The following is a 22,949-nucleotide window of genomic DNA, read 5'->3' on the forward strand; positions in this document are numbered from 1 at the left end:
AGCCAGCCTACGCGGGCCTTTGGACATATACAGTGAGCTGTACTTTTATAGGTACGGCCAGCACTGGCGGACGCGGTCGAACCACCACTCACGTCGATCAGTCGGCGCGGCAAGCGCGCTGAGCCGATCCGGGTCGGGGGTGAGGAACTCGGCGCGCAGGTGGCCGTCGACAAGCTCACGCGGTGCGGTGACATCCTCTTTAAAGAGTGACCCTGTGGCGAGGCCGGCTGCGGCTGGGGTGACGTCGATATCTTCGTCGTCATAGATCTGCGGCAGTGCAGCCACCGCGGCCAGCCCCATCGAGATACCCACGGAGGTATCCAGCGCGGAGGCGACCGTAATGTCCATGTGGCGCTCGCGCAGGTGCTGCGCCACCTCCAGGACCTTGCGCACACCGCCCAATGGGGCTGGTTTGACCACGGCGACGTCGGCAGCCTGCAATTCCGCCACCCGGTACGGGTCGCTGGCCTTGCGAATGGATTCATCAGCCGCCACGCGGACGAAAATCCCGGCGCGCATGAGTTGGGCACGAACTTCCTTGAGTTCCTCAACGGTCTTGCACGGCTGTTCCATGTAATCCAGCGGCATAAGCTCCTTCGCCGCGGTAATGGCTTCCTCGACACTCCAGCCGCAGTTGGCATCAACGCGAAGAACCGGCACGCGGCCCTGGGACTCGATGTGGGCGCGCACCGCGGCCACGCGGGCAATGTCGTCCTCCAGCGTCTGTCCTTTCTCCGCCACCTTGATTTTGAAGGTGCGGCAGCCCGGGTAGCGCGCCATCACTTCCGGCACTTGCGCAGCAGGAACCGCGGGGATAGTGCCGTTGACTTCTACCCACTCACGCACTGGCTTCGGAAAACCCTCATAGGCGGCTTCCAAACCGGCGGCGAGCCAGCGCGCGGATTCTTCTGGGCCATACTCCAGGAAGGGGGCGAACTCACCCCAGCCCGCGGGGCCATCGATAAGCAATGCTTCCCGCGTGGTGATACCGCGGAACTGAACGGCGAGTGGGAGGGAAACCACGTGGGCGCGATCAAAGACGTCATCAATATGCATGGGGTTCATCGTACGTCGACTCCGAATGCGACAACTGTAATGGATAGTGATAAATTAATACGGTAATTGGTTATAACCAGAAGAAGGACCAGATATGCTCTATCTTCTCATTGCACTGCTGGCCATCGCCGCAGTTGTCTACCTCATCTATAAGAAAGTGCACGCCGCGGCTTCCATCTTCGCCGTTGGCGTCGTCCTGCTCATGCTCGCCGCGCTCACCGGGCGCGCTGACTTCCGCACCACCGAAATTGAAGCGACCGGTAATGCTTTCTATGACCAGCTGCTGGTAGTGGATGCCCTGTTCAAGGCGCGCTTCTCCGGCATCGGTATGGCGATTATGGTGCTCTTCGGCTTCGTGTCCTACATGCGCCACATCGGCGCGGACGCCAAGACGGTCGTGGTGCTCTCCTCACCGCTCAAGCGCTTCAAAGGCTCCTACTGGCTGGTTCCGGTGGGCTTCATCTTAGGTACGCTGCTCTCGCTGGTGATCCCCTCGGCCGCAGCGCTGTCCCTTCTGCTTGTAGCCACGCTCCTGCCCGCGCTCATCGCCGCGGGCCTCACGCCGCTGACCGTGGGCGCCATCGTGGTGACCTCCTCAACCATCGTGCCCACCCCGCTGGAAGCAGGCCTCATCCAAGGCGCTGACCTCACCAACATGACGCCAACAGAATTCGTCTACGGCGCAGTTGCCCGCGCAACGGTTCCCACCCTGCTCATCACCGCCTTCGTCCACATGTGGTGGCAGCGCCATTGCGACAAGGTGGATGCCCGCAAGGCCGAAAGCTCCGGCGAGGTCAGCGCCGATTCGATGCACGATGACGCCACCGAGGAAGCCATTGCCCGCGCCGCCTCCCTACCGGGCTACTATGCTGTGCTCCCGCTCCTGCCGCTGCTGCTGATCATCATCTCCGCCATCCTCAAGCAGATGGGCATCATCCCCTTCGAAGGCGGCATCCTGCCGGTGACCGTGGTGTCCCTGTTCATCGCGATGATTATTGAATCCATCCGCAAGCGCACCGTCTCCGGCGCCGTGGATTCCATGGCCACCTTCTTCAAGGGCATGGGTGAGGGCGCTGCCGGCGTGGTCGCCCTGCTAGTCGCCGCCGCCGTCCTGGTGGAGGGCATCACGCAGATGGGCGTTATCGACATGCTTATTAACGCCGCCGAAGGCTCCTCCGGTGCCGCCGTCATCATCGTCCTCATCTTCGTCGCCGCTACCGCAGCGATGGCCGCACTCACCGGCTCCGGTACTGCGCCTTACTTCGCCTTCTCTGAGGTGGTGCCCAACCTGGCTTCGCAGACCTCCATCCACGCCCCGCAGATGCTCACCGCCATTTGGGGTACGTCGAACCTCATGCGCCAGGTTTCCCCAGTTAACGCCGCGGTGCTCATCGTTTCCGGCGCCATCAAGGTCAACCCCATCCAACTGGTCAAGCGCACCTCCGTGCCCATGATCGTGGCGACGGTGCTCAACACGCTGTTTGCGTTCATGTTTATTGGGTAGCGGTTTTCGCGCGGGCTCAACGTTAATCACGGAGTCCGCGGTACGTTTTGGTAAATAAGGTCCCCCAAATCCGAAAAATTTCGGGCATATCTACGAAAACGTACCAACCAACCGCCCACGACGTACATATCGATCAAATAAGGCCCCAGATCATCGAAGTTTTGGGGCGCTATTTGTTAAAACCGTCACGACCATACGGCGTTCCCCCCATCCCTTCTGTACGATTGTGCAGATAAAGATTCCCATTAAGGAGGACCCATGCTACTTGCTGAAGCCCTGGCCGAACGCGCCCAGGCGCAGGAGCGCCTCAACACCCTGAAGGATCGTCTTGTGGCGACGGTCCGCGTGCAGGAAGGCGATGAACCGGACGAGAATCCGACAGATCTCCTCCGGGAGCTCGAGGGCGTCACTGCACGCATTGATGAACTCGTTATCGCTATCAACGCGACGAACACGGCTACGAAGTTCGATGAAGAGATCACGCTGATGGAGGCCTTGGCGCTTCGCGATGGCCTCTTGCGCAAGCGCCGCATCTACCAGGGTTTGGCGGAACAGGCTGGTGCACGCCAGGATCGTTTCTCTCGTTCAGAGATCAAGTTCGTGGCCACCGTGCCCGTGCCGAAGCTGCGCGAGCGCGCTGATGACCTGGCCCGCCAGTACCGCGAGCTCGATACCCGCATCCAGCAGCTGAACTGGAATACGGAACTCATAACTAAATAAGGTCTGCCGCTAGTTGTGCCGCATTCTTGCGGCACGTAGTCATGTCGCGCGCTGTGCGCGCGACGGTAGCCCACACTTTTCGCAGCGAGCGCAACCCTTACTGGGCAGGGAAAAGTCCAGTGCTTCTCAGGCGCCTTCGTAGCGCAAGGAAGGCAGGGAGGTTCGATTCCGTCCCACTGTATGGTGTACCGCGCTGGTACGGATTACACGTGTACATTGACGGGGAAAATCCCGCAGTATTGTTTATTGTTTATCACCGCCGCGCTGGGCGGGGAGTGTGGGTGAGGGTTGGGAATGGGGACTATACTTCCGGCGCACTACTTTCCAATTAAGCTGGTGTGCCATGAGCGAGCAGAAGAACTACAGCACCGATAATCCTTTCAAGCCGGAGCTCTGGCAGACCGTCGAGGGCTTTGAGGACCTGACGGATATTACCTATCACCGGCTCATCAGTGATAGTCCGAAGCCACAGCGTAAAGATGGCATCGTCCGCATCGCTTTTGACCGCCCCGAGGTGCGCAATGCATTTCGCCCGCACACGGTGGATGAGCTTTACCGCGCGCTGGACCATGCGCGTCGTACCCCGGATGTTGGCACAGTGCTGCTGACTGGCAACGGGCCATCCCAGAAAGACGGCGGCTGGGCATTTTGCTCCGGCGGTGACCAGCGCATCCGCGGCCGCTCCGGGTACCGCTACGCCACTGAGCACGCGCACGATGACGCGACTGCAGACGAATCCACGGTAGACACCGCCCGCGAAAAGGTCGAAGGCGGCCGCTTGCACATCCTAGAAGTCCAGCGCCTCATCCGCACCATGCCCAAGGTGGTCATCGCCGTGGTCAACGGCTGGGCCGCCGGCGGCGGTCACTCCCTGCACGTGGTGTGCGATATGACTATTGCCTCCCGCCAAGAAGCACGCTTCAAGCAGACCGACGCCGACGTCGGCTCCTTCGACGCCGGCTATGGCTCGGCCTACCTGGCCAAAATGGTAGGCCAGAAATACGCCCGCGAGATCTTCTTCTTGGGGCGCACCTACGACGCCCAGCGCATGTACGAGATGGGCGCGGTCAACGAGGTGGTTGACCACGCTGAGCTGGAGGACGCCGCCATCCAGATGGGACGTGAAATCAACATGAAGTCCCCCACCGCCCAGCGCATGCTCAAGTTTGCATTCAACCTCACCGATGATGGTCTCATGGGCCAGCAGGTCTTCGCTGGTGAAGCCACGCGCCTGGCCTACATGACCGATGAGGCCGTCGAAGGCAAGGAATCCTTCCTGGAAAAGCGCGAGCCCAACTGGGATGACTTCCCGTACTACTACTAGGCCTCCATCGAGGGCTAGTGCCTTCTCTTCCACCCGAAAGATAAAAACGGAGTAATATCTAGGACAGTTAACGCCAGTAACTATAGCTCCCACGGAGGCAACCTTGACCACGGAGAAAATCAATCAGATAACCCGCCCAATCGGACTTGTCCTCTGCCTAATCCTTTTGGTTTCCCTGCGGCACTTTACCGAATGGTCATGGCTGCTACGGGCGGGCGTCGCCGTTGGCGCAACCATCGCCGCCATGCTGGTGCTGATTTTTGTCCTAGGTTGCTTCTCCACGGAAGAAGACACCCCCGAGACACACGAGGCCACTTCTTAAGGCTTAAGCCAGTAGGGAGGGCAGGTAGGGACCTGCCAGCTATCCTAATTACCACCAATCACCTTCACCCAGGGAGAGCCTGAAGTGCTGTATTTCGCCATTGCCCTCGCGGCCATCGCGCTCATTGCCGTCATTGCATCGCGAGTGTGGATGTTGCGGCGCATCCAGCAGGCTCAGAGGGACGGTGAGCGCCCCTTCGATCAGGAGGACGAACTCATCAACCCCTATGAGCACCGCGGGCGGTAACCTAACTAACCGTGACTTTCCTCTCTCCTCTGCCCGTCGATCCGCGTGACCCTGCCGCCATCCTCCCTGATCTGGAAGCGGCCATCGCAGGACAAGCCACCTTCCTGCCCGTCCCGGCGGAAGACCGCACCCGCGCGCAGCTGCTACGCAACCACATGCGCGCAGGAGAACCCATTGATTCCCCCATCGCGCTGGTCGTGGCCACCTCCGGGTCCACGGGCACGCCGAAGGGCGCGCAACTCACGGCTGCCAACTTGGTCTCCAGCGCCGATGCCACGCACCGCGCTCTCGGCGGCACCGGCCAGTGGCTGCTAGCCATGCCTGCCTCCCACATCGCGGGCATCCAGGTATTGGTGCGCTCGCTCGTGGCGGGTGTGGAGCCGCTCTGCCTTGACCTGTCGGAAGGTTTTTCCATCCCCAATTTCGCCCGCGCCGCGCACGAGCTGGCCGCCACTGGGGATCGCTCATACACGGGCCTGACCCCGATGCAGCTAGCCAAGGCCATGGATTCGCTAGAAGGAATCGAGGCCTTGCGCACCTTTGATGCCATCCTCGTCGGGGGTGCTGCCACCCACCCACAGTTGTTGGACTCTGCGAAAAAGCTGCGCATCAATATCGTCACCACCTACGGCTCCTCGGAGACCGCCGGCGGCTGCGTCTACAACGGCCGTCCTCTCGATAGCGCTCTTGTTCGCATCGGCGACGAGGGGCGCATTTACCTCGGCGGCCCCATGATTGCGCGAGGCTACCGGAACGTGGACTCAGATGCCTTCGTGGTCGATGAGTCCGGCACCTCGTGGTTTGCTACCTCCGACGCCGGCGCGCTTCACGACGGCCACCTCACCGTCACCGGGCGCCTCGACAACATCCTGAACACCGGCGGGCTCAAGCTCCACCCGGAGCAGCTCGAGCAGCACATCCTTCGCGTGCCGGGCGTGGAAGGAGTATGCGTGGTCGGCATCCCCCACCCACGCTTGGGGCAGATGATCGTCGCCGCCTATACCGGATGGGCGGATGTCGGCGATATCCTTGTGGCTCTCGACGACGTTGGCCTTCCCCGGTGGCACATCCCCAAGGACTTCAAGCGCCTCGCCAAGCTCCCCACCACCGGCCCAGGCAAGGTAGACCGCCTCGCCGTCGCCCGCATGTGGGACAGCTAAGCCTCCGCTTCGCCAAAGCTGCGTACGGCAATGCCGCGCGCAGCGGATTCCCCGAGGGGGAAGTGCGCACCGCCGTCGACGGCAACCTCGAGCACACCCGCAACCGAGGGGGCAACGACGGTCAATTCCACTCCCGGCCGCACTCCATATTTATCCAGGTAGCGCAAAAATTCGCCGTCAGCGTCTGTGACCTGCTCCACGGTGACGGGGGTCTGCGCGGGGACGTCGATAAGCGTAATGCGCGAGACCGGCTCGGCAGTGCCATCCGGGGCAGGTATGGGATCACCATGCGGATCGCGGGCGGGGTTGCCCAGGAAAGAATCGAGGCGTTCAACGAGCCTGTCGGACGTCGCGTGCTCTAGCATTTCCGCCTCATCGTGCACCTCATCCCAGGTATAGCCCAGAGTGCGCACGAGGAAGGTTTCCAGGAGTCGATGCCGGCGCACCATTGCCACAGCCAGCCGCCGGCCTTCCTCTACCAGCCGGACTCCAAAGTAGCGTTCATGTTCCACCAGTCCCTTCGCGGCCAGGCGCTTGACCGCCTCCGAGGTCGTGGGCAGTTTCTGTCCCGCCGCTTTGGCTAGATCCCCGAGCGGCATCGCGGTATTAGCGCCCTCTTTCTCCTCATGGGTCCAGAGGATCTTGAGGTAGTCCTGGGTGCGTTCGGGCAGCTCGCTGATGTGCATACCCCCATCGTAGTTCAGCCTATTGCTTCCAAAGGTTTCAGGACTTATGCTCTTTCAAGTTCAATCTATTGAACATCGACATTCACTTTTAATAAGAGAGGTTTCCCGTGAAGAAACTTATTGCGCTTCCCCTCGCTTCCCTCGTGGCTGCCACCGCGTTGACTGCCTGCACCAGCAGCGACTCCGCCGAAGCCCAGAACGACAATCTGACGATCTTCGCCACGACCGGTTACTTGGCTGATGCGGCCGCCAATATAGCCCCGGACGCCGACATCACCACCATGGTCGGCCCCGGCGGCGATCCGCACACCTACCAGCCCACCACGCGCGATATTGAAAAGATGCAGGACGCCGACCTCGTCCTCTGGAATGGCCTTCACCTCGAGGCGCAAATGGTGGACCAGCTCTCCTCCCTCGGTGAGAAGCAGCTAGCAGTTGGCGAACAACTCGATACTGCCGACCTCCTGCCCTGGCCCGAGCAAGGTGACAAGGGCGAAAAACTCTACGACCCGCACATCTGGAATAGCCCCGAGCTGTGGAGCCAGGTCGTCGATCACATCGGCACCAAACTCGGCGAAATCGACTCTGACAATGCCGAAGACTATGCCGCGGCCGCCGATGAATATGAAGACAAGATTGCAGCCGCGCATGACAAAGCGGCTAAGGAACTCGAAAACGCCTCCCCGCGCGTCCTCATCACCGGCCATGACGCCTTCAACTACTTCGGCAAGACCTTCGACTTTGAAGTCCAAGCCACCGACTTCGTGACCACCGAAGCCACCAAGTCCGCCACTGAGATCTCCGAGCTCGCGGATACGATCGCGGAGAAGAAGGTCCCCGTTATCTTCCAAGATAACCAGGCGAACCCACAGGCCATCACTTCTCTCAAGGAAGCCGTAGAAACCCGCAACTGGACAGTCACCATCTCGGATGAAGAGCTCTTTGCCGATACCCTCGGCCCGGAAGCCCCAACCGATACCTACCTCGGAGCCTTCGAACATAACGCTAGCGCCGTGGCGAAAGCACTAAGCTAATGCTCAGCGTAGGAAACCTCACCGCCGGCTATCCCCGCACGCCGGTGCTTCACGACGCCTCCTTCACCCTCACCCCCGCGACTATCACCGGGCTGGTGGGTGCGAACGGGTCGGGAAAGTCTACTCTGGTCCGCACGCTGGTAGGGCTCCTTCCGCCTCTAGCCTGCGGGTCGATGACCTTCGATGGCGTCGATCTGGCACATTTTCGGCAGCGTCTCGGATATATGCCACAACATGCGGATATCGACTGGAATTACCCTGCCACCGCCTTCGACATCGCCCTGATGGGCCGCACCGCCGGGCTGCGCTGGTGGCAGTGGCCCAGCCGCGCTGACAAAGACGCCGCTCACGCCGCGCTTTCCCGCACCGGAATGCAGGCACACGCGCAGCTGCCGATTTCCGCCCTGTCTGGTGGTCAGCGCCAGCGCGTGTTGTTGGCGCGCACGCTCGTTAGCGAGCCGGAATTCATCATCCTCGACGAGCCCTTCGCTGGTGTCGATGCCGCGAGTCAGCGCGCCATCATGGATGTACTCAAGGAACTGCGCGAGAACGGCGTGACCATCCTGCTGGTGCATCACAACCTGGCGGAGGTCGCCGACTTTTGCGATGAGGTCCTCATGGTCGGCCACGGCCGGCTCATTGCTGCTGGCCCCACCGAGCAGGTACTTACCGAGTCCGCCATTGCCGACATGTTTTCCCTGCCATCATGAACCCACTCGAGCTTCTTCAGAACTACACCTATACCCAGGCACTCCTGGGCACCGTGCTCATCGGTGGCTGCGCTGGCGCGCTAGGCCCACTGGTATATGTTCGTCGCACCAGCCTGCTGGCCGATGCCATCTCGCATTCTTCCCTGCCTGGACTGCTCACCGCCTTCCTCGTGGCCACCGCCATTGGCTGGGACGGGCGAAATGTCTGGCTTCTTTCTTGCGGCGCCCTGCTCACCGGAACCCTCGCGGTGGGGTGCATTCACCTCATCCCGCGGTTAACTCCCCTGGGGCAAACCACTGCGATGGCGGCCACGCTAACCACATTTTTCTCGGTGGGAATGCTGCTCATGCAGTATATTTCCCGCCGACCATTGCCTGGCAAGGCCGGAATCCAGGATTATTTGCTGGGAAATGCCTCCACGCTCACTCGCGCGGATGTACGGTCCACACTCATCATCGGTGGCTGCGTGCTGCTTTTTCTTTTCCTCATTCACACCCGGCAGGCCGCAGTCACTTTTGATTCAAGTTTTGCCCAGGTAGCCGGCATCCGCACCTCGTTCCTCAACGCGGCTAGTTTCTTCGCCCTCACCGCCATCACGGTGCTCGGCGTCAAAGTCGTCGGCGTAGTGCTCATGGTCGCCGTGGTCATCAGCCCTGCCGCCGCTGCCCGCCCCTGGACCACGCGCTTGCTACCTTTCATCGCGCTCTCCGGGTTCTTCGGCGCGGCCACCGCTGCTCTCGGCTGCTATGTCTCCATTGCGCACGGCCCGCTGCCCACCGGTCCGGTCATCGTCCTGGCTCAGGCGGCGCTCGTCACTATCAGCCTCACCAGTAGAAAGCTAGCCTCATGACCCTCGCCGCGACCGCTTGTCTCCTTGCCGTTCTGACGGCCTTGGCCTGTGCTATCCCCGGCACCTTTGTTGTCCTCAAAGGCCAGGCCATGCTTATCGACGGCATCGGCCATGCCGTCCTTCCCGGAATTGCCGTCGGCTACCTCTTTACCGCAGATCTAGATTCACCCATCTTGCTCGTTACCGCGGCCGCTGGCGCCTTGGTGGTGGCGTTGGGAACTGACGCACTACAGCGCAGCCCGCTGGTGACTGCTGATTCCGCCCTCGGATTGGTCTTTCCCGCCCTGTTTGCCGCCGGAGTCATCCTGATTTCTACGCACATGAGCCACGTGCACCTTGATGTCCACGCCGTTCTCGTCGGTGATCTCAACCTCGCGGCCTTCTCCAATCCCAACTATTGCTACATCATGGCCGCAGTGCTGGGTATCAATGCTCTCTTCCTCGCCCTTACACTGCCGCGTTTATCCGCCACGACTTTTGACGCCGATTTTTGTGCCGCACGCGGGGTGCCCACGCGCGTTCTTCACATCATATTTATGACCGTGGTTGCCTGCACCGCCACCGCCGCCTTTCACGCTGCCGGTGCCATGCTGGTCATCGCTCTCATGGTATTCCCGACGATGACCGCGCGGCTGCTTACTCAGCGCGTGCCCACGCTGGTGTTGACCGCCTGTGGCGTTGCCGCTATCAGCGCGGTCGTGGGATTTTGGGTTGCCTATGTCCTTGACGCGGCTACCTCTGCCGCAATGACAGTCACCAATGCCGTTATTTTCGTTGCAGTGCTCATCATCTACCGCTTTCGCCAACGCACCAGCTCATTGCCGCAGCACACCACACCAGTGGCACAATAGTGAGCATGTCTGCCTTTTCCGCCACTCCTGCCGATTGGCTCCAGGGTGCTCGCCCGCACACCTGGGCCAATGCCTTTGCTCCCGTTATCGCTGGTACCGGTGCCGCTGCCGCGGCCCACGGCCTGCACTGGGGCCGGGCGTTGCTGGCGCTCATCGTGGCCTGGGCGCTTATCATCGGCGTGAATTACGCCAACGATTACTCCGATGGCATCCGCGGCACCGATGATGACCGCACCGGCCCCCAGCGGCTTACCGGGGGCGGGCTGGCCAAACCACAGCACGTCAAGTTCGCCGCCTTCGTCTCCTTCGGCGTGGCGGCCATCGCCGGCATTTCGCTCTCCCTAGCTGCCAACGCGGCCTGGTTCATCCTCGTCGGCGCCGTGTGTATCGCTGGCGCCTGGTTCTATACCGGCGGCAAGAACCCCTACGGCTACCGTGGGCTGGGCGAGGTTGCCATCTTCATCTTCTTCGGCCTCGTCGCAGTCCTCGGCACCGAGTACACGCAGGCCGGCCGCATCACATGGACGGGCCTTGCCTTGGCCGTGGGCATCGGCGGTATGAGTGCCGCGGTAAACCTGGCCAACAACATCCGCGACATCCCCTCCGATGAGGCCACCGGCAAGATCACCCTGGCTGTGCGCCTGGGTGATAAGAAGTCCCGCACGCTATTCATGACCCTGTTGCTGCTCCCGGTGTTGCTCACCGTGGGCTTGGCCTTCGATTCCTGGGCGGCGCTGGCCTCCCTGCTCTACTTCCCCCTCGCACTAGGCGCTATCCGCACCGTCAACCGCGGTGCGCGCGGGCCCAAACTCATCCCGGTGCTCGGCATGACTGGCCGTGCAATGCTGGTATGGGCAGTCATTAACGCCCTAGCACTTGCCTTTGTCTAACTGCTGTTAGCGGCCGGCTAGTTCCGCCTGTACCCACTCCTTGTGGGCCTTGCGCTGCGCGGAATACTCCGCCAGAGTCTGGGTAGCTTCCACGCGCCACGAGGAGAAGATCAGCATCGACAGCGGCAGCGCCACGAACAACGCCAACAGAGCCGACACCAGCACGGGGATGGCCACACCAATAGCCATAGCCAGCAGCTGAATCACCACGGTCAACAGGATGAAGAGCACCAGGCGGGCAGCACCATACTTCCACAGAGCCACACGTGAGCGGCGCTTGAGCGCCGGGTCCGGCTGGGGTGGCTCAGGGATCTGGGACTCGTTGGTCATGTTGTCTGTCTGGCTCATCATTCTCACTTCTGCTTCGCGGGCATTCCGTAGAATACAACGCATGGGTCGTTTGATACTACTAGTCCTGTTTATCCTCGCGGCACTTCTCGTGTGGAAGGCATTTGGGCCATCCAGCTGGAAGAATAAGGCACAGCAGCAACAGCAGCCGCAGCGCCCCGCAATCAAGGGCCCCGATGATGACGAAGAATTCCTCTGGAACTTGGAAAAGCAGCGCTTCAAGGAGCGCCGCGCGAAAGAGCGCGAGGCACAGCGCAAAGAAGAAGAGCGCCGCCGGCGCGCACCCAAGCCCCAGAAGCCGGAAGACCCTGACGCCACGGGGGAAGACAACTAGTTCTTTGGCTTCTTAGGCGTAAACGTCATTTCCAGGTCGAGGGCCTCCGCCACCGCCGCAATCTTTTCCCAGCGCACACCGGAGCCGCCATGCTCGATGGTGTGCAAGGTAGAGCGCGAAAGGCCAGCCTTCTCAGCCAACTCCTGTTGCAGGATGCCTAACTCGCGGCGTCGCTCAGCAAAGACATCACCTAAAGCGATGAGCTGCGGGTTGTCGCCGGCCGGTTTGCCCTGTTTGTGCCGGGGTTTATGCGTATCCGTCATTTAATTCAGCCCCGCGTAGGAGTGCAGACCGGAGACAACCATGTTGATGAAGAACAGGTTAAAGACCATCAACAGCATCGCCGCGATGTTGAGGTAGGGAGCGGCCTTGCGGAACGCCGGGGTGGCGCGGGCATGCAGGTAAGCGGCGTAGAGAATCCAGGTGGCGAAGGAGACAGTTTCCTTCGGGTCCCAACCCCAGTAGCGGCCCCAGGTAGACTCAGCCCAAATAGCTCCCAGCACAATGCCCAAGCCCAAAGTCGGCAAGGTCACCACACCTAGGCGGTAGGCCAGCTGATCCAGCTTCTTTGCGGAGGGCAGCGGGCGGGCAATCGCACCTAAGAAGCCATGCTCGCTTCCCTTGCCCTGGTGCACGCGCAGCACACTGAGCAAGGAGGCAATACCGGAGACGATGCCTATGGAGGCACCGAGCGAAACCACCGTTACGTGGATGGGCAGCCAGTGAGACTGCAAGGCCGGCACCACGGGGGCGGACTCCGCATACAGCTTTGTGGAGCCGTAGAACATGAGCGCCAGGATCGGGGTGAGCAGCCATGGCCACAGGGTGCGCCACTCCTTGCGCTGCATCGCGATGGTCGCCACCACCATGACGCCAGCAGTAACCATGAGCACGTACTCATAAAGATTGCCAAACGGGAATCGGCTGGTGGCCAGCCCGCGCAGCACGATGGCGGCCAGGTGCAGGGCAATACCCAGCCACAACAGCATCTGCGTCATTCCACCAAGCTTGTCGGCCTTCTCCTGCTTCTTGGCAAGGTCAGCGTCCTCGCTAAGGCCGGCCGAGGGGGCGTCGTCAAGCACGGCGTCCCCTGCCGAGCCGCCGACGGTAGCCAGTTCGCGCTGCTGGGCCACGGCGGCAGAACGCGCGCGCAGGCCCTCAATGATGCCCTGCATGCGGCCGTAGTAGACCAAGGACAGCACCAGCGCGAGGGCGTAGATGACGAACGCGGTCTGGACGGCGATGTCGGAGAAGTTGGACAGATTCTGATCAATCTGCATGGATGAGAAACCTTGCCTTCACAGTGCTAACGAAAGTGCTCACTCAACGGAGAGATGAATAGTGCTCATAAGGCTACCCCTCTTACCTGACAGCATCCAACTTTTGACTGATAGGTTGCTCACCTTTAGTCGGCGGAGTACAGCACATCTTCCTCCACCTCATCCGGGTCCGGCAGCTCGAGAAGCTCGCGGTGCAACGCGTAGAACTCTTCGGACCAGCCGGCGCGGTCGGTGCGGGCAAGGCCACCCATCTCAATGTCGGTGCCACCATCAGCTGCCGGGCGGATACGTACCCACACGCGGCGGCGCTTAATCACCAAAGAACCAACGAGGGAGACCAACATAACGAGCGCGGACACCAGGACCCATCCCTGGAAGGGGTCATAGGAAATCTGGTAGTTCGCAAACTCGGAGGCGCCGTCGAAGCTGATCTTTGTGCCATCATCGAGCGTGACTGACTCGCCCTGGGTGAGGTTGACGCGGTCAATCTTCTGCAGCTGGCCCGACTGGAGGAGGCTGGGGTCAAGGGAGAAGAAGCTCTGGGGACGTCCCGTGTCCAAACCGGCATCGCCGCGGTAGATATCGATAGCCACGGCCGGATCATTCATTGCCGGGAAGGAAGACTGCAGGAGCTTTCCGTTTTCGCCCGACCACTCAGCAGTAGGGGCAAAGAGCCCCTGAATGGCAATCTGGTTCTGGCGGCGCTCATACAAGTCCGGGTACATGCCCGCGGGCGGGTCGAAGCGCATCGCGCCCGAGGACAGGAAGTAGGTCATGTCGTTGGGCTGGAATTGGATGGTCTGCGTGCGCTTTTCGCCATTGGGCCACTCCACCGTCATTGTCGGCGCAAATCCGTGGCCCTGAAGATAGACGCGGTTTTTCTCAATGCGCAGCGGATGGTTGACTTGGAGTTCGTAGTCCTCCCAGGTCTCCGGGTCGGTAAAGATATCGTCACCGGCAGCATAGGACACGTTGGAGGTAAACATCTCTGCCTGGCCATTCGGCAGGTAGTCCGCGGTGAAGTCGTGTGCCAGGAAGCAGAAGGGGTGCAGCCCAGTGCCGTCGAAAAGCGGGCCCGCACGGAAGGAGTCATACACAGAGGTAGAGGTATTACAGAACTCCGTGGACTGCGTCTGTTCCTGGGTCTCGCCGCGAGAGTTCTTCTCCGTGACCACGATGACCTGGCCTTCGTAGGTGACCAGACGGCCGGCCGCCATGGTGAGCAGGATGGCCACGAGCGCGATGTGGAAGATGAGGTTGCACAGTTCACGGGCATAACCGCGCTCCGCAGAGAAAGACTGCGCACCCGCGCGGTCCTCCTCCGGAGATACCTCCGAGACGCGCCACTTCTTCAGCATGGTCGTCGTCGCCGCGGCGATCTCCTCCGGGGACTTCTCTGAGTGCCCGGTGGCGTTGAGCGGCATCTTTTCCAGGTACTTCGGCGCGCGCGTAGGCGGGGTCTTCCACGCCTTGTAGTGATCCCAGGAGCGCGGGATGATGCAGCCCACCAAAGAAATCATGAGCAGAACGTAAATGGCCTGGAACCAGACGGAGGAGAAAACATCGAAAAGCTGTAGCTTGTCGTAGATTTCCGCCACCTTGCCGTTTGTTGCGATGAAGTCATCGACGTTGCTCTCATTGAGGGCACGCTGCGGCAGGAGGGATCCAGGGATCGCGGCGATGGCCAGCAGGAAGAGCAGCGCTAGTGCAGTGCGCATGCTGGTCAGCCAGTGCCAGGCCTTGCGGATGTACCTCACGAAAAAATCTCTCCTTAAATCAGCGTCGTGCCGTTGGACTCAGACCATGCCACAGTCCACTGGCGGATGGCGTTGATAAAGCTCTCCCACAGGCCGGTCAGCAAGGCTAGGCCCACGAGGATCATGGCGATGCCACCAATAATCTGGATGGCACGGGAGTGTTTGCGCATCCAGGAAATGGTGCGCATGGCTTTGGCCGAACCAAGTGCCACGAGCAGGAAGGGCAGGCCCAGGCCCAGGCAGTATCCAATTATGAGGATGGTGCCGCGCAGCGCCGTCGTGCCCTCAGTGCCTACAGACACGGAGAGGATGGCAGCCAGCGTGGGCCCAAGGCAGGGAGTCCAGCCCAGCGCAAACACTCCTCCGAGCAGCGGGGCGCCGAGCCAGGTGGTCCAGCGCTTCGGCGCCATGCGCGTATCTTTCTGAAGCACCGGCACCACGCCCATGAACACCACGCCCATGAGGATGGTGATGATGCCGCCAGCGCGCATGAGGATGTCCGCGTTGAGCGTCAGCGCCGAGATGGCACCGAAGACGGACACCGTGGCGAGCACGAAGACGACGGTAAAGCCCAGCACAAACAGTGCTGCGGCAACGACGACGGCCCATTGCCTGCGCTTGCCGACGCCCACCCCCAACTCCTCGTCATAACTCACCTCACCGCCGACCACGGAGGCAAGGTAAGACATGTAGCCGGGCACGAGGGGGATCACGCAGGGCGAGGCAAAAGACACCAACCCCGCCGCGGCAGCGGCCAGAATCCCCAAGAGAAGGGGGCCGGCTGCGGCGGCGTCGGCAAAGCTCTGCCCTACCCCATCGGCGGCAAGGATCACTGTTCCTTCTCCAGCTCGTCGACGACCTCGAGAACTTTATCCTCCGTAATCTCAGTCAGAAAAACTGCCGCCGGGCGGTGCTGCTTGTCCAGCACGATGGTGGTGGGCACCACGGACGTCGGCACACCACCGAGCGCGGCGGCCGTCTTGAAGGGCGGATCGTAGATGGACGGGTACTCCAAGCCGTTATCGCTCATAAAGTCCCGGGAGATCTCCGGATTAAAGTCCTTCACGTTAATGCCCAACACGGTGCCGATTTCGCGCTTCTGTAGTTCTGCATGAACTGCCTGCAGGTCATCCGATTCGGAACGGCACGGCGCGCACCACTGGCCCCAGGAGTTGAGCACGACGATCTGGTCCTTGAAATCAGATAGGCGAATCGTCGTGGACTCATCCCGTAAATCTTCGCCTGAGAAGTCCTTCAGCGGTTTGCGGTCAGCTTCGTCATAGCGAATGGTGGTCTGACCACCGGGAGAGATGAATTGGAAGGTGCCGCCGGAGGCCACTGCGTTTTGCGAATTCTCTTCGCTCTGCGAGCAGCCCGCAAGCAACAGTGCAGCGAGAACAACGGCAATGCCGCTTTTCAGATGTTTCATTAGATATCCTGCGCGGGCGCGGAATAGAAGATGTCCACGATTTCACGGTCGCGATAGACCAGCGAGGTCACCGAGGCCAAGTCGCATTCGCGGTCCCACGGCGCATGTGCCAAGCGCTTGCCCAACACGGTGCGCTGGACCATCACGATGGGCAGCTGGTGAGACACCACGATGGCCTCATGGCCCTCAGCCTTGGCGCGGGCGCGCTCGGCGGCATCCATCATGCGCGCGGCAATCTGCTCGAAAGGCTCGCCCCAGGAGGGCTTGAGCGGGTTGACCATGAGCGGCCAGCGCTGCGGGTTCCACAGCTGCGAGTTCCAGCCCTTGGTGCGCAGGCCCTCGAAGCGGTTACCGGATTCGATGACGCCCTTATCGACGTCTACCTCCAGCCCCGTCACCTTCGCAATCGGTTGCGCAGTTTCCTGCGCGCGCTGCAGCGGCGATGCCGCCAGGTAGGTGACGTCGTGGCCTTCGAAGGCCTGCGCGGTGCGCGCCGCCATGGAATGTCCGCGGGAGGATAGATGGTATCCCGGGATGCGTCCGTAGAGGATCTTGTCCGGGTTATAGACCTCGCCGTGGCGGACGAAGTGGACGATAGTGGTGGACATAAGCCTGGTGGTATCCCCTCGTAGTGGTTGATTTACTGCGGGCGCTGCGCACTCGCGGCGGCCTGGGCGGCCGGCGTCAGCGCGGCCTCGATTACCTCAAAATCATTGTCCGTCAGCGCATCGGACACAAACCACGTCTCAAACGCTGACGGCGGAACGTAGACGCCGCCCTCCAGGAGAGCGTGGAAGAAAGGTGCAAAACGCCAGGTATCGGCCGCCTGCATGTCAGCAAAGTTATGGCCTTGGCCCTCCGCAAAGCGAATGGAGAACATCGACTCCGCTCGCTGAATGTGGTGCGCCACGCCGGCGGCATCGAGTGCCGCCGTTATCAGGCCGGTAAGGCGGTCAGCATTGGCCTGCAGGCGTGGGTAGAGCTCTTCGTTGGCCAACTCCAAAGATGCCAGGCCAGAGGCCATAGCGACCGGGTTTCCGGAAAGGGTTCCTGCCTGGTAGACGGGGCCCGCCGGCGCCAGCGATGCCATGACATCAGCACGGCCACCGAAGGCAGCAGCTGGCAGACCACCGGAGACCACCTTGCCGAAGGTCACCAGGTCACCAGCCACGCCATCGACACCGAACCAGCCCTTGTGGGAGGTGCGGAAGCCGGTCATGACTTCGTCGAGAATAAGCAGGGCGCCGTCGGCATGCGCGATCTCCTTGAGTGCGGCATTAAACCCCTCCTCCGGGGCAACGGTGCCCATGTTGCCGGCAGCTGCCTCGGCGATGATGCAGGCAATCTCTCCTGGATGCGCGGCGAAAGCCTCGCGGACGGCATCGAGGTCGTTGTACGGGACGACGATGGTGTCAGCAGCCGAGGCACCCGTCACGCCCGGAGAATCCGGCAACGCAAAAGTAGCCACACCGGAGCCTGCCGACGCCAGCAACGCGTCCACATGACCGTGGTAGCACCCTTCAAACTTGAGAACCTTCGCGCGGCCAGTAAACCCGCGGGCAAGGCGCACAGCGGACATCGTTGCCTCAGTACCGGAGTTGACCAGGCGAACCTGCTCAGCGGCAGTGCGCTCCACGATGCGCTCCGCCAACAGCGTCTCACCTTCGGTAGGCGCGCCAAAGGAAAGGCCATCGGCAGCCGCCTTCTGCACTGCTTCCACGATGGCGGGGTGAGCGTTGCCGTGAATCATCGGGCCATAGGAGCTCACCAAGTCGACGTATCCGTTGCCATCGATATCCCACAAACGAGACCCCTCGCCGCGGGCGATAACGCGGGCTTGGCCGCCCACGGAGCCGAAGGCACGGACCGGGGAATTCACACCACCTGGGGTGACCTTGGTGGCGCGGTCGAACCACTGGGCGGACTGAGTCGTATTCTGGGAAGAGTTAGGCATAGCCCACATTGTATCGGTTTTAGCCCTATACAAAAGTTTGAGTCCCCTCATGCCCCACGGTCGCTCATCCAGAGCCTCGCATATGCACTCGACTCGCTCGCGCTGCGCGCACGCTACCGTAGCGCTATGCTGGCAGCATACTGTTGATTTCGCCTTCCCTTTTCAGCGCTGGGGTGCGCTGTAAAGAGGCACTACTTGAGGGGGATTCCCATGGCATCGCGCCGTTTTCTTATCATTCTTGCTTGCCTTCCGCTGTCTGCCTGCGCCGCCACACAGGCAGAAACCACTCCACGAAGCGAACCCAACCGCGCCACCTCAACTCAGGCACCGTCCTGGCAGCCGAATGCCCTACCCCAACCAGTCAACCGCTTGGGCAACACCACCTCCATTGCTCCCGCCCCAGCTGAGCCGGAACAGGTAGACGAACCACCGCTTACCGCCGAGCCCCCTGCGCCTCAGATCGAAGTAGAAACCGTCACTCTCCACGCCCCAGCTCCTACTCCCGCACCAGCGCCGCGCCCAGTGCCGCCGCAGCGCCCCAAACCTCAGCTAGAACTGCCCGCACCGCCGCAGATTCCCACCTCCTTCCCGCTTCCACCAGAAATTCAGCGCGGCATCGACCAGATGCCCACCCTTCCTCCACTGCCGCGCGCAGAGGATATCCGTATCGATGTACCCCTCTAAAAACAGATGCCACATACGTTTCGATCAAATAGTGGCAGGAAATCACCCATCTTCGGACCCTTATTTGATCGAAACGTCACCAGACCACCCAGCCCAACGTCCTCTAGGGGTATACCCTGATCTACCTCCGATATTCCCCCTCCAGGCATGACAAGAAGTGCATTCGGGAGTTAACCTGAATCCAGTTTTATTCACGGCGTAAAGGTTAGGAATTCATGAAGAAGAAAGCTCTCGGCATCACAGCAGGAGCCCTCGCGGCGGTTCTCCTCGCCGGCGGTGGTGGCTATTACGCGCTCACCAGTGGTTCCTCTGATATCCAGTTGACTGCCGCCGACGTCACCACGGCAGCCAAAGAGGACCTCATCAGCTCCGTGTCCGCAACCGGCACGGTGGCTGCTGAGCGCGAGCTTTCCCTGACCACCTCGCTCACCGGACCTATCCAGTCCCTCGACGCCAAGGTCGGCGACCGCGTCGACGCCCAGCAACTGCTTGGACGGATGGACACCACCGACACCGAGCGCGAGCTCGAAGCCCAGCGCACAGCACAAGAGGCAAGCAAACTGGAATCCGTCCACCAGATCGAGGACGCCCAGCTGCAGCTGCGCCAACTGCAAGACTCCCTCGACCAAGGCCTCAACCCTGAGGTTAACAGTGCCCAGTCCGCCGTCAATTCGGCTCAGACCGAGTACGCCGAAGCGCAGAAAAAGCTCGATGAAGCCCTCGCCACCAAGGGCGACCGCCCCGAAGTTGCGGAGGCCCGCGCCGCCGTCGACCAAGCACGCACCGGCGTGCGGGACGCCGAGTCCAAGTCCTTCCAGGCAGCGCTCGCCTCCATTGGCACCGCCGCTGAAGACCCCTCTGGCGTTCAGACCGCCAGTGCTATCTTGAGCTACCTCGACTCTGACGAGGCCGTGTCAGAAGCCGAGCGCCAACTGAAGGACACCGAAGACTCCTACCACCGCGTCCTCCGCGGCATCGACCGCGAGCTCGGCGAGCAGCAGCGCGCAACCTCGGCGTCCTACCAAGCGGTGTCGGATGCCGAACGTGCACTCCAGGCCAGCAACCTGGCCATCGAGCAGCAGATCGCCGCCCAATCCCAAGCGGTGAATCATGCGGTGGAAACGGCGACGTCGGCAAGCGCCAGCAACGCCAAGGAAAACGGGCCTCTTGAATACAGGCTCTCCCAAGCTGATCTGCGCTCCCCATTGGCCGGTGTCATCACCGCCGTCAATGGTCAGGCCGGCATGCCTGCTGAGGGCCCCATCCTCACCGTGGCGGATGATTCCACACTCCTGGTGAAGTCCACGGTCAAGGAAGGCGACATCGCCCAGATCAAGGTCGGCGACGAAGTCACGTTCACCACGCCGTCGAGCCCCGGCAAGGAATACAAGGGCAAGGTCAGCTTCATCTCCCCTACCGCTGAGCAGCCCATGTCCGCTGAATCCGGCGCAGGGTCCTCCAGCAGCGGTGGCGGTGGTGGCTCCTCCAAGCCTGAATTCCCTGTGGACATCCGCGTCGAAGGTAACCGCGAGGGACTGCGCCTAGGCTCCACCACGAAGGCCAAGATCATCACGGAACAGAACAAAAACGCCATCACCGTGCCGTTGTCCGCCATCTTTGAGGACCACGGAAAGAAGTCCGTCCTCGTCGTGGAGAATGGCGAAATCCACGCCCGGACGGTCACCGTAGCCTCTGAGTCGGCCTTCGCCGCCGCTATCGCCTCTGGTGTGAAGGAAGGCGACACCGTCATCACCCAGGCCGATAACTACAAGGACATGGTCGGCCAGGCAGCCTCCGTCTCCGGCGCGGATGAGAACGCATGAGCCGCCTCATTGAGATGCGGGGCATTGTCAAGCGCTTCAACGAGGGCCTCGATAGCGAGCTGACCGTCATCCCCGGCCTCGACTTCAGCGTGGAGGAAGGCGAGTTCGTGGCCGTGGTGGGCCAGTCCGGCTCCGGCAAGTCCACGCTTATGAACATCATTGGCCTGCTGGACCGCCCCACCGCCGGCGAGTACCACCTGGCTGGCGTGGATGCGCTGGCGCTTGGCGACGACAAACTGGCCACCTTCCGCGGCCAAAAAATCGGGTTTATCTTCCAAAACTTCAACCTGATCGGCCGCATGTCCGCGCTGAAGAACGTGGAGATGCCCATGGTTTATGCAGGTGTTTCCGCCCACGAGCGCACCCAGCGGGCACAGAACCTCCTGGAGATGGTCGGCATGAGCGACCGCATGAACCACCTGCCCAATGAGCTCTCCGGTGGTCAGAAGCAGCGCGTGGCTGTCGCCCGCGCCTTGGCCAATCAGCCGGAGATTCTGTTGGCGGACGAGCCCACCGGCGCACTGGATTCGCAGACCGGCCGCATGGTCATGGATCTCTTCCACGAACTGCACCGCACACACGGAAAGACCATCTTGTTCATTACTCACAACCCAGAGCTGGCCGAGGAATGTAGCCGCATCGTCACGATGAAAGACGGTGTTCTGTCATGAATTTCGCTGAATCCACCAAGATGGCGCTGACCAGCCTGCGCACCAACAAGATGCGCTCGGCACTGACGCTCTTGGGCGTCATCATTGGTATTGCCGCGGTCATCGCCATCGTCACGCTCGGCCACTCCCTACAAGCCTCGGTTCAAAAAGACTTGGACAAGGTGGGCGCCAATAACTTCACCGTCCAGGTCAAGGAGCGCCCGGAGGAAGGCGAAGAGGAAGAGGCCGACGATCCCTTCATGGGCGGCGGCTTTGTCGAAGACGAGTCCTCGATGCTCACCCCCGACATGCTAGACCGCGCCAAAGAGGTCATGGGGGATCAGATCGCCGGTATCAATATCGGCGAGTACAACTCTTATTCTGGCGCGTTCGTCGCCGAAGGCGACGAACAAGAGGAGACCGCCAACCTCCTCGTCCGCCCGACCAACCCGGACTATGTCTCCGGCTCATCCTATTCCATCGTGGCCGGGCGCTTCCTCAGCGAGGACGATATCGATTCCAGCCGGGCAGTAGCCATGCTGGATAAGGAAACAGCCACCAAGCTTTTCGGCGCTCCTGAAGACGCCATTGGCCAATACGTAAGCTTCGAAACCCACGAGGCCTCCCCGATTGAGCTGGCCGTCATCGGCGTCTTTGAAGAGCCTCAGACCGGACCTCTGGTGGGCGGCGGCCCCAGCCAAACCGCCTTCGTTCCTTACCCACTTGAGGCCGAGTTCTCCGATTCCCCGGGTGCTGGCACCGCCTTCAGCCAAGTCACCGTTCGCGGCAACCCGGATTTGGACAAGGCCGCGGTGGCTAGCAACCTGCAGCGCGTCTTCGATAGCTACTACAAGGACAACCCCGACTACATGGTGAAGGTGACCGACTTCAGCGATGACCTCGCGTCCCTGAACCAAATCTTCACCACCATGAGCCTGGTGCTCGCCGCTATCGGCGGTATCTCGCTGCTCGTCGGCGGTATCGGCGTGATGAACATTATGCTCATCACCGTCACCGAGCGCACCCGTGAAATCGGCATTCGCAAGGCGCTTGGCGCACGCCGCCGCGATATCCGCATTCAATTCATCACGGAGGCCATCGTCGTCTGCCTCATCGGTGGTCTCATCGGCATCGCCATCGGCACCGCCGCCGGCATGGCGGGCGCGGCCGCCATCGGCGCGCTCGTGGCGCCGCCACTCTGGGCAGTCATCCTCTCGCTCCTCTTCTCGCTAGCTATTGGCCTCTTCTTTGGCTACTACCCCGCGGGCAAGGCCGCGAAGCTGGACCCGATTGAGGCGCTGCGTTACGAGTAAATCCCGCGTCGTCGTGTGAAACG

Annotated in this window: 26 protein-coding genes; 16 read left to right on the forward strand and 10 right to left on the reverse strand. The window is 61.4% G+C overall.

The genetic code is table 11. The features are described from left to right. Positions 1-45: 45 nt before the first annotated feature. Positions 46-1,065 carry an o-succinylbenzoate synthase gene (locus tag I6J72_RS09660; protein ID WP_204099025.1) on the reverse strand — a complete coding sequence of 340 codons (1,020 nt, stop codon included), beginning with the start codon at positions 1,063-1,065 and terminating at the stop codon, positions 46-48. Between the two features lie 85 nt (positions 1,066-1,150). Here I6J72_RS09660 and dcuC point away from each other — a divergent pair, with 85 nt between their 5' ends. The 6 genes from dcuC (at position 1,151) to menE (ending at position 6,332) form a co-directional block, all read left to right on the forward strand. Continuing rightward, positions 1,151-2,560, forward strand: a complete 1,410-nt coding sequence (gene dcuC, locus I6J72_RS09665; RefSeq protein WP_204099026.1) for a C4-dicarboxylate transporter DcuC — start codon at positions 1,151-1,153, stop codon at positions 2,558-2,560. A gap of 258 nt (positions 2,561-2,818) precedes the next feature. Next, positions 2,819-3,280, forward strand: coding sequence for a DIP1984 family protein (locus I6J72_RS09670; protein ID WP_039673555.1), 462 nt, complete (start codon positions 2,819-2,821; stop codon positions 3,278-3,280). A gap of 343 nt (positions 3,281-3,623) precedes the next feature. Next, positions 3,624-4,604, forward strand: a complete 981-nt coding sequence (locus I6J72_RS09675) for a 1,4-dihydroxy-2-naphthoyl-CoA synthase (protein ID WP_204099027.1) — start codon at positions 3,624-3,626, stop codon at positions 4,602-4,604. A 103-nt stretch (positions 4,605-4,707) separates the two neighbouring features. Beyond that, positions 4,708-4,926, forward strand: coding sequence for a hypothetical protein (locus tag I6J72_RS09680; RefSeq protein ID WP_039673551.1), 219 nt, complete (start codon positions 4,708-4,710; stop codon positions 4,924-4,926). Between the two features lie 84 nt (positions 4,927-5,010). Next, positions 5,011-5,172, forward strand: coding sequence for a hypothetical protein (locus I6J72_RS09685; RefSeq protein ID WP_010189743.1), 162 nt, complete (start codon positions 5,011-5,013; stop codon positions 5,170-5,172). Positions 5,173-5,183: 11 nt separating this feature from the next. Then, on the forward strand, positions 5,184-6,332 hold the full coding sequence (gene menE / locus I6J72_RS09690; RefSeq protein WP_204099028.1) for an o-succinylbenzoate--CoA ligase: 1,149 nt from the start codon (positions 5,184-5,186) through the stop codon (positions 6,330-6,332). On the opposite strand, the gene I6J72_RS09695 is transcribed toward menE, so the two are convergent. Further along, the gene (locus tag I6J72_RS09695; protein WP_204099029.1) at positions 6,329-7,018 is read right to left on the reverse strand and encodes a metal-dependent transcriptional regulator; all 690 of its coding nucleotides are present in this window, start codon (positions 7,016-7,018) and stop codon (positions 6,329-6,331) included. The genes menE and I6J72_RS09695 overlap by 4 nt on opposite strands. 107 nt (positions 7,019-7,125) lie before the next feature. Between I6J72_RS09695 and I6J72_RS09700 the strand changes: the two genes are divergently transcribed. Genes I6J72_RS09700 through I6J72_RS09720 form a run of 5 tightly spaced genes read left to right on the forward strand, consistent with a single transcriptional unit; the run spans position 7,126 to position 11,354 of the window. Next, the gene (locus tag I6J72_RS09700) at positions 7,126-8,052 is read left to right on the forward strand and encodes a metal ABC transporter solute-binding protein, Zn/Mn family (RefSeq protein WP_204099030.1); all 927 of its coding nucleotides are present in this window, start codon (positions 7,126-7,128) and stop codon (positions 8,050-8,052) included. Beyond that, positions 8,052-8,762, forward strand: a complete 711-nt coding sequence (locus I6J72_RS09705; RefSeq protein WP_010189751.1) for a metal ABC transporter ATP-binding protein — start codon at positions 8,052-8,054, stop codon at positions 8,760-8,762. The genes I6J72_RS09700 and I6J72_RS09705 overlap by 1 nt, the downstream gene beginning before the upstream one ends. After that, positions 8,759-9,613, forward strand: a complete 855-nt coding sequence (locus I6J72_RS09710) for a metal ABC transporter permease (RefSeq protein ID WP_010189752.1) — start codon at positions 8,759-8,761, stop codon at positions 9,611-9,613. Before I6J72_RS09705 ends, I6J72_RS09710 begins: the two co-directional genes overlap by 4 nt. Beyond that, entirely contained in the window at positions 9,610-10,464 is an 855-nt protein-coding gene (locus tag I6J72_RS09715; RefSeq protein ID WP_010189755.1) for a metal ABC transporter permease, read from the forward strand. The genes I6J72_RS09710 and I6J72_RS09715 overlap by 4 nt, the downstream gene beginning before the upstream one ends. Positions 10,465-10,469: 5 nt before the next feature. Next, entirely contained in the window at positions 10,470-11,354 is an 885-nt protein-coding gene (locus I6J72_RS09720) for a 1,4-dihydroxy-2-naphthoate polyprenyltransferase (protein WP_204099031.1), read from the forward strand. A gap of 6 nt (positions 11,355-11,360) precedes the next feature. On the opposite strand, the gene I6J72_RS09725 is transcribed toward I6J72_RS09720, so the two are convergent. Continuing rightward, a complete protein-coding gene (locus I6J72_RS09725; protein WP_070669685.1) occupies positions 11,361-11,702 on the reverse strand; it encodes a DUF4229 domain-containing protein in 342 nt (113 codons plus the stop codon). Between the two features lie 43 nt (positions 11,703-11,745). Between I6J72_RS09725 and I6J72_RS09730 the strand changes: the two genes are divergently transcribed. After that, a complete protein-coding gene (locus I6J72_RS09730) occupies positions 11,746-12,036 on the forward strand; it encodes a hypothetical protein (RefSeq protein ID WP_070821647.1) in 291 nt (96 codons plus the stop codon). Here the strand turns inward: I6J72_RS09730 and I6J72_RS09735 are convergent. The 7 genes from I6J72_RS09735 to hemL form a co-directional block, all read right to left on the reverse strand. After that, positions 12,033-12,299 carry a helix-turn-helix domain-containing protein gene (locus I6J72_RS09735; RefSeq protein WP_204099032.1) on the reverse strand — a complete coding sequence of 89 codons (267 nt, stop codon included), beginning with the start codon at positions 12,297-12,299 and terminating at the stop codon, positions 12,033-12,035. The two genes, I6J72_RS09730 and I6J72_RS09735, sit on opposite strands and share 4 nt — an antisense overlap. Continuing rightward, positions 12,300-13,316, reverse strand: a complete 1,017-nt coding sequence (gene ccsB, locus I6J72_RS09740; RefSeq protein WP_204099033.1) for a c-type cytochrome biogenesis protein CcsB — start codon at positions 13,314-13,316, stop codon at positions 12,300-12,302. A 125-nt stretch (positions 13,317-13,441) separates the two neighbouring features. Then, positions 13,442-15,073 (reverse strand): cytochrome c biogenesis protein ResB, encoded by a 1,632-nt coding sequence (locus I6J72_RS09745; protein ID WP_204099034.1) that lies wholly within the window; start codon positions 15,071-15,073, stop codon positions 13,442-13,444. Between the two features lie 14 nt (positions 15,074-15,087). After that, positions 15,088-15,906 (reverse strand): cytochrome c biogenesis CcdA family protein, encoded by an 819-nt coding sequence (locus tag I6J72_RS09750; protein WP_204099035.1) that lies wholly within the window; start codon positions 15,904-15,906, stop codon positions 15,088-15,090. Then, entirely contained in the window at positions 15,903-16,502 is a 600-nt protein-coding gene (locus tag I6J72_RS09755) for a TlpA disulfide reductase family protein (RefSeq protein WP_204099036.1), read from the reverse strand. Before I6J72_RS09755 ends, I6J72_RS09750 begins: the two co-directional genes overlap by 4 nt. Then, positions 16,502-17,110, reverse strand: a complete 609-nt coding sequence (locus I6J72_RS09760; protein WP_204099037.1) for a histidine phosphatase family protein — start codon at positions 17,108-17,110, stop codon at positions 16,502-16,504. Before I6J72_RS09760 ends, I6J72_RS09755 begins: the two co-directional genes overlap by 1 nt. Before the next feature lie 32 nt (positions 17,111-17,142). Next, positions 17,143-18,465 (reverse strand): glutamate-1-semialdehyde 2,1-aminomutase, encoded by a 1,323-nt coding sequence (hemL, locus tag I6J72_RS09765; protein WP_204099038.1) that lies wholly within the window; start codon positions 18,463-18,465, stop codon positions 17,143-17,145. A 201-nt stretch (positions 18,466-18,666) separates the two neighbouring features. On the opposite strand from hemL, the gene I6J72_RS09770 reads away from it, so the two are divergent. The 4 genes from I6J72_RS09770 (at position 18,667) to I6J72_RS09785 (ending at position 22,926) form a co-directional block, all read left to right on the forward strand. After that, positions 18,667-19,140, forward strand: a complete 474-nt coding sequence (locus tag I6J72_RS09770; RefSeq protein ID WP_204099039.1) for a hypothetical protein — start codon at positions 18,667-18,669, stop codon at positions 19,138-19,140. 215 nt (positions 19,141-19,355) lie between these two features. After that, positions 19,356-20,963: an HlyD family efflux transporter periplasmic adaptor subunit gene (locus I6J72_RS09775; protein ID WP_204099040.1), complete on the forward strand. Its 1,608-nt coding sequence runs from the start codon at positions 19,356-19,358 to the stop codon at positions 20,961-20,963. Beyond that, on the forward strand, positions 20,960-21,634 hold the full coding sequence (locus I6J72_RS09780; RefSeq protein ID WP_204099041.1) for an ABC transporter ATP-binding protein: 675 nt from the start codon (positions 20,960-20,962) through the stop codon (positions 21,632-21,634). The genes I6J72_RS09775 and I6J72_RS09780 overlap by 4 nt, the downstream gene beginning before the upstream one ends. After that, positions 21,631-22,926 carry an ABC transporter permease gene (locus I6J72_RS09785; RefSeq protein ID WP_204099042.1) on the forward strand — a complete coding sequence of 432 codons (1,296 nt, stop codon included), beginning with the start codon at positions 21,631-21,633 and terminating at the stop codon, positions 22,924-22,926. Before I6J72_RS09780 ends, I6J72_RS09785 begins: the two co-directional genes overlap by 4 nt. The last annotated feature ends 23 nt before the right edge of the window (positions 22,927-22,949 follow it).

It is taken from the genome of Corynebacterium sp. FDAARGOS 1242, assembly GCF_016889985.1.
In the GTDB taxonomy this organism is placed as follows: domain Bacteria; phylum Actinomycetota; class Actinomycetes; order Mycobacteriales; family Mycobacteriaceae; genus Corynebacterium; species Corynebacterium minutissimum_B.

What these genes read in the sequence shown, in the direction of transcription:
- I6J72_RS09775 (WP_204099040.1), top strand. Translation starts at nt 19,356, where the DNA reads ATGAAGAAGAAAGCTCTCGGCATCACAGCAGGAGCCCTCGCGGCGGTT.
- I6J72_RS09675 (WP_204099027.1), top strand. Translation starts at nt 3,624, where the DNA reads ATGAGCGAGCAGAAGAACTACAGCACCGATAATCCTTTCAAGCCGGAG.
- ccsB (WP_204099033.1), bottom strand. Translation starts at nt 13,316, where the DNA reads ATGCAGATTGATCAGAATCTGTCCAACTTCTCCGACATCGCCGTCCAG.
- dcuC (WP_204099026.1), top strand. Translation starts at nt 1,151, where the DNA reads ATGCTCTATCTTCTCATTGCACTGCTGGCCATCGCCGCAGTTGTCTAC.
- I6J72_RS09725 (WP_070669685.1), bottom strand. Translation starts at nt 11,702, where the DNA reads ATGAGCCAGACAGACAACATGACCAACGAGTCCCAGATCCCTGAGCCA.
- I6J72_RS09710 (WP_010189752.1), top strand. Translation starts at nt 8,759, where the DNA reads ATGAACCCACTCGAGCTTCTTCAGAACTACACCTATACCCAGGCACTC.
- hemL (WP_204099038.1), bottom strand. Translation starts at nt 18,465, where the DNA reads ATGTGGGCTATGCCTAACTCTTCCCAGAATACGACTCAGTCCGCCCAG.
- I6J72_RS09660 (WP_204099025.1), bottom strand. Translation starts at nt 1,065, where the DNA reads ATGAACCCCATGCATATTGATGACGTCTTTGATCGCGCCCACGTGGTT.
- I6J72_RS09770 (WP_204099039.1), top strand. Translation starts at nt 18,667, where the DNA reads ATGGCATCGCGCCGTTTTCTTATCATTCTTGCTTGCCTTCCGCTGTCT.
- I6J72_RS09785 (WP_204099042.1), top strand. Translation starts at nt 21,631, where the DNA reads ATGAATTTCGCTGAATCCACCAAGATGGCGCTGACCAGCCTGCGCACC.
- I6J72_RS09720 (WP_204099031.1), top strand. Translation starts at nt 10,470, where the DNA reads ATGTCTGCCTTTTCCGCCACTCCTGCCGATTGGCTCCAGGGTGCTCGC.
- I6J72_RS09715 (WP_010189755.1), top strand. Translation starts at nt 9,610, where the DNA reads ATGACCCTCGCCGCGACCGCTTGTCTCCTTGCCGTTCTGACGGCCTTG.
- I6J72_RS09695 (WP_204099029.1), bottom strand. Translation starts at nt 7,018, where the DNA reads ATGCACATCAGCGAGCTGCCCGAACGCACCCAGGACTACCTCAAGATC.
- I6J72_RS09760 (WP_204099037.1), bottom strand. Translation starts at nt 17,110, where the DNA reads ATGTCCACCACTATCGTCCACTTCGTCCGCCACGGCGAGGTCTATAAC.
- I6J72_RS09755 (WP_204099036.1), bottom strand. Translation starts at nt 16,502, where the DNA reads ATGAAACATCTGAAAAGCGGCATTGCCGTTGTTCTCGCTGCACTGTTG.
- I6J72_RS09705 (WP_010189751.1), top strand. Translation starts at nt 8,052, where the DNA reads ATGCTCAGCGTAGGAAACCTCACCGCCGGCTATCCCCGCACGCCGGTG.
- I6J72_RS09780 (WP_204099041.1), top strand. Translation starts at nt 20,960, where the DNA reads ATGAGCCGCCTCATTGAGATGCGGGGCATTGTCAAGCGCTTCAACGAG.
- I6J72_RS09670 (WP_039673555.1), top strand. Translation starts at nt 2,819, where the DNA reads ATGCTACTTGCTGAAGCCCTGGCCGAACGCGCCCAGGCGCAGGAGCGC.
- I6J72_RS09730 (WP_070821647.1), top strand. Translation starts at nt 11,746, where the DNA reads ATGGGTCGTTTGATACTACTAGTCCTGTTTATCCTCGCGGCACTTCTC.
- I6J72_RS09735 (WP_204099032.1), bottom strand. Translation starts at nt 12,299, where the DNA reads ATGACGGATACGCATAAACCCCGGCACAAACAGGGCAAACCGGCCGGC.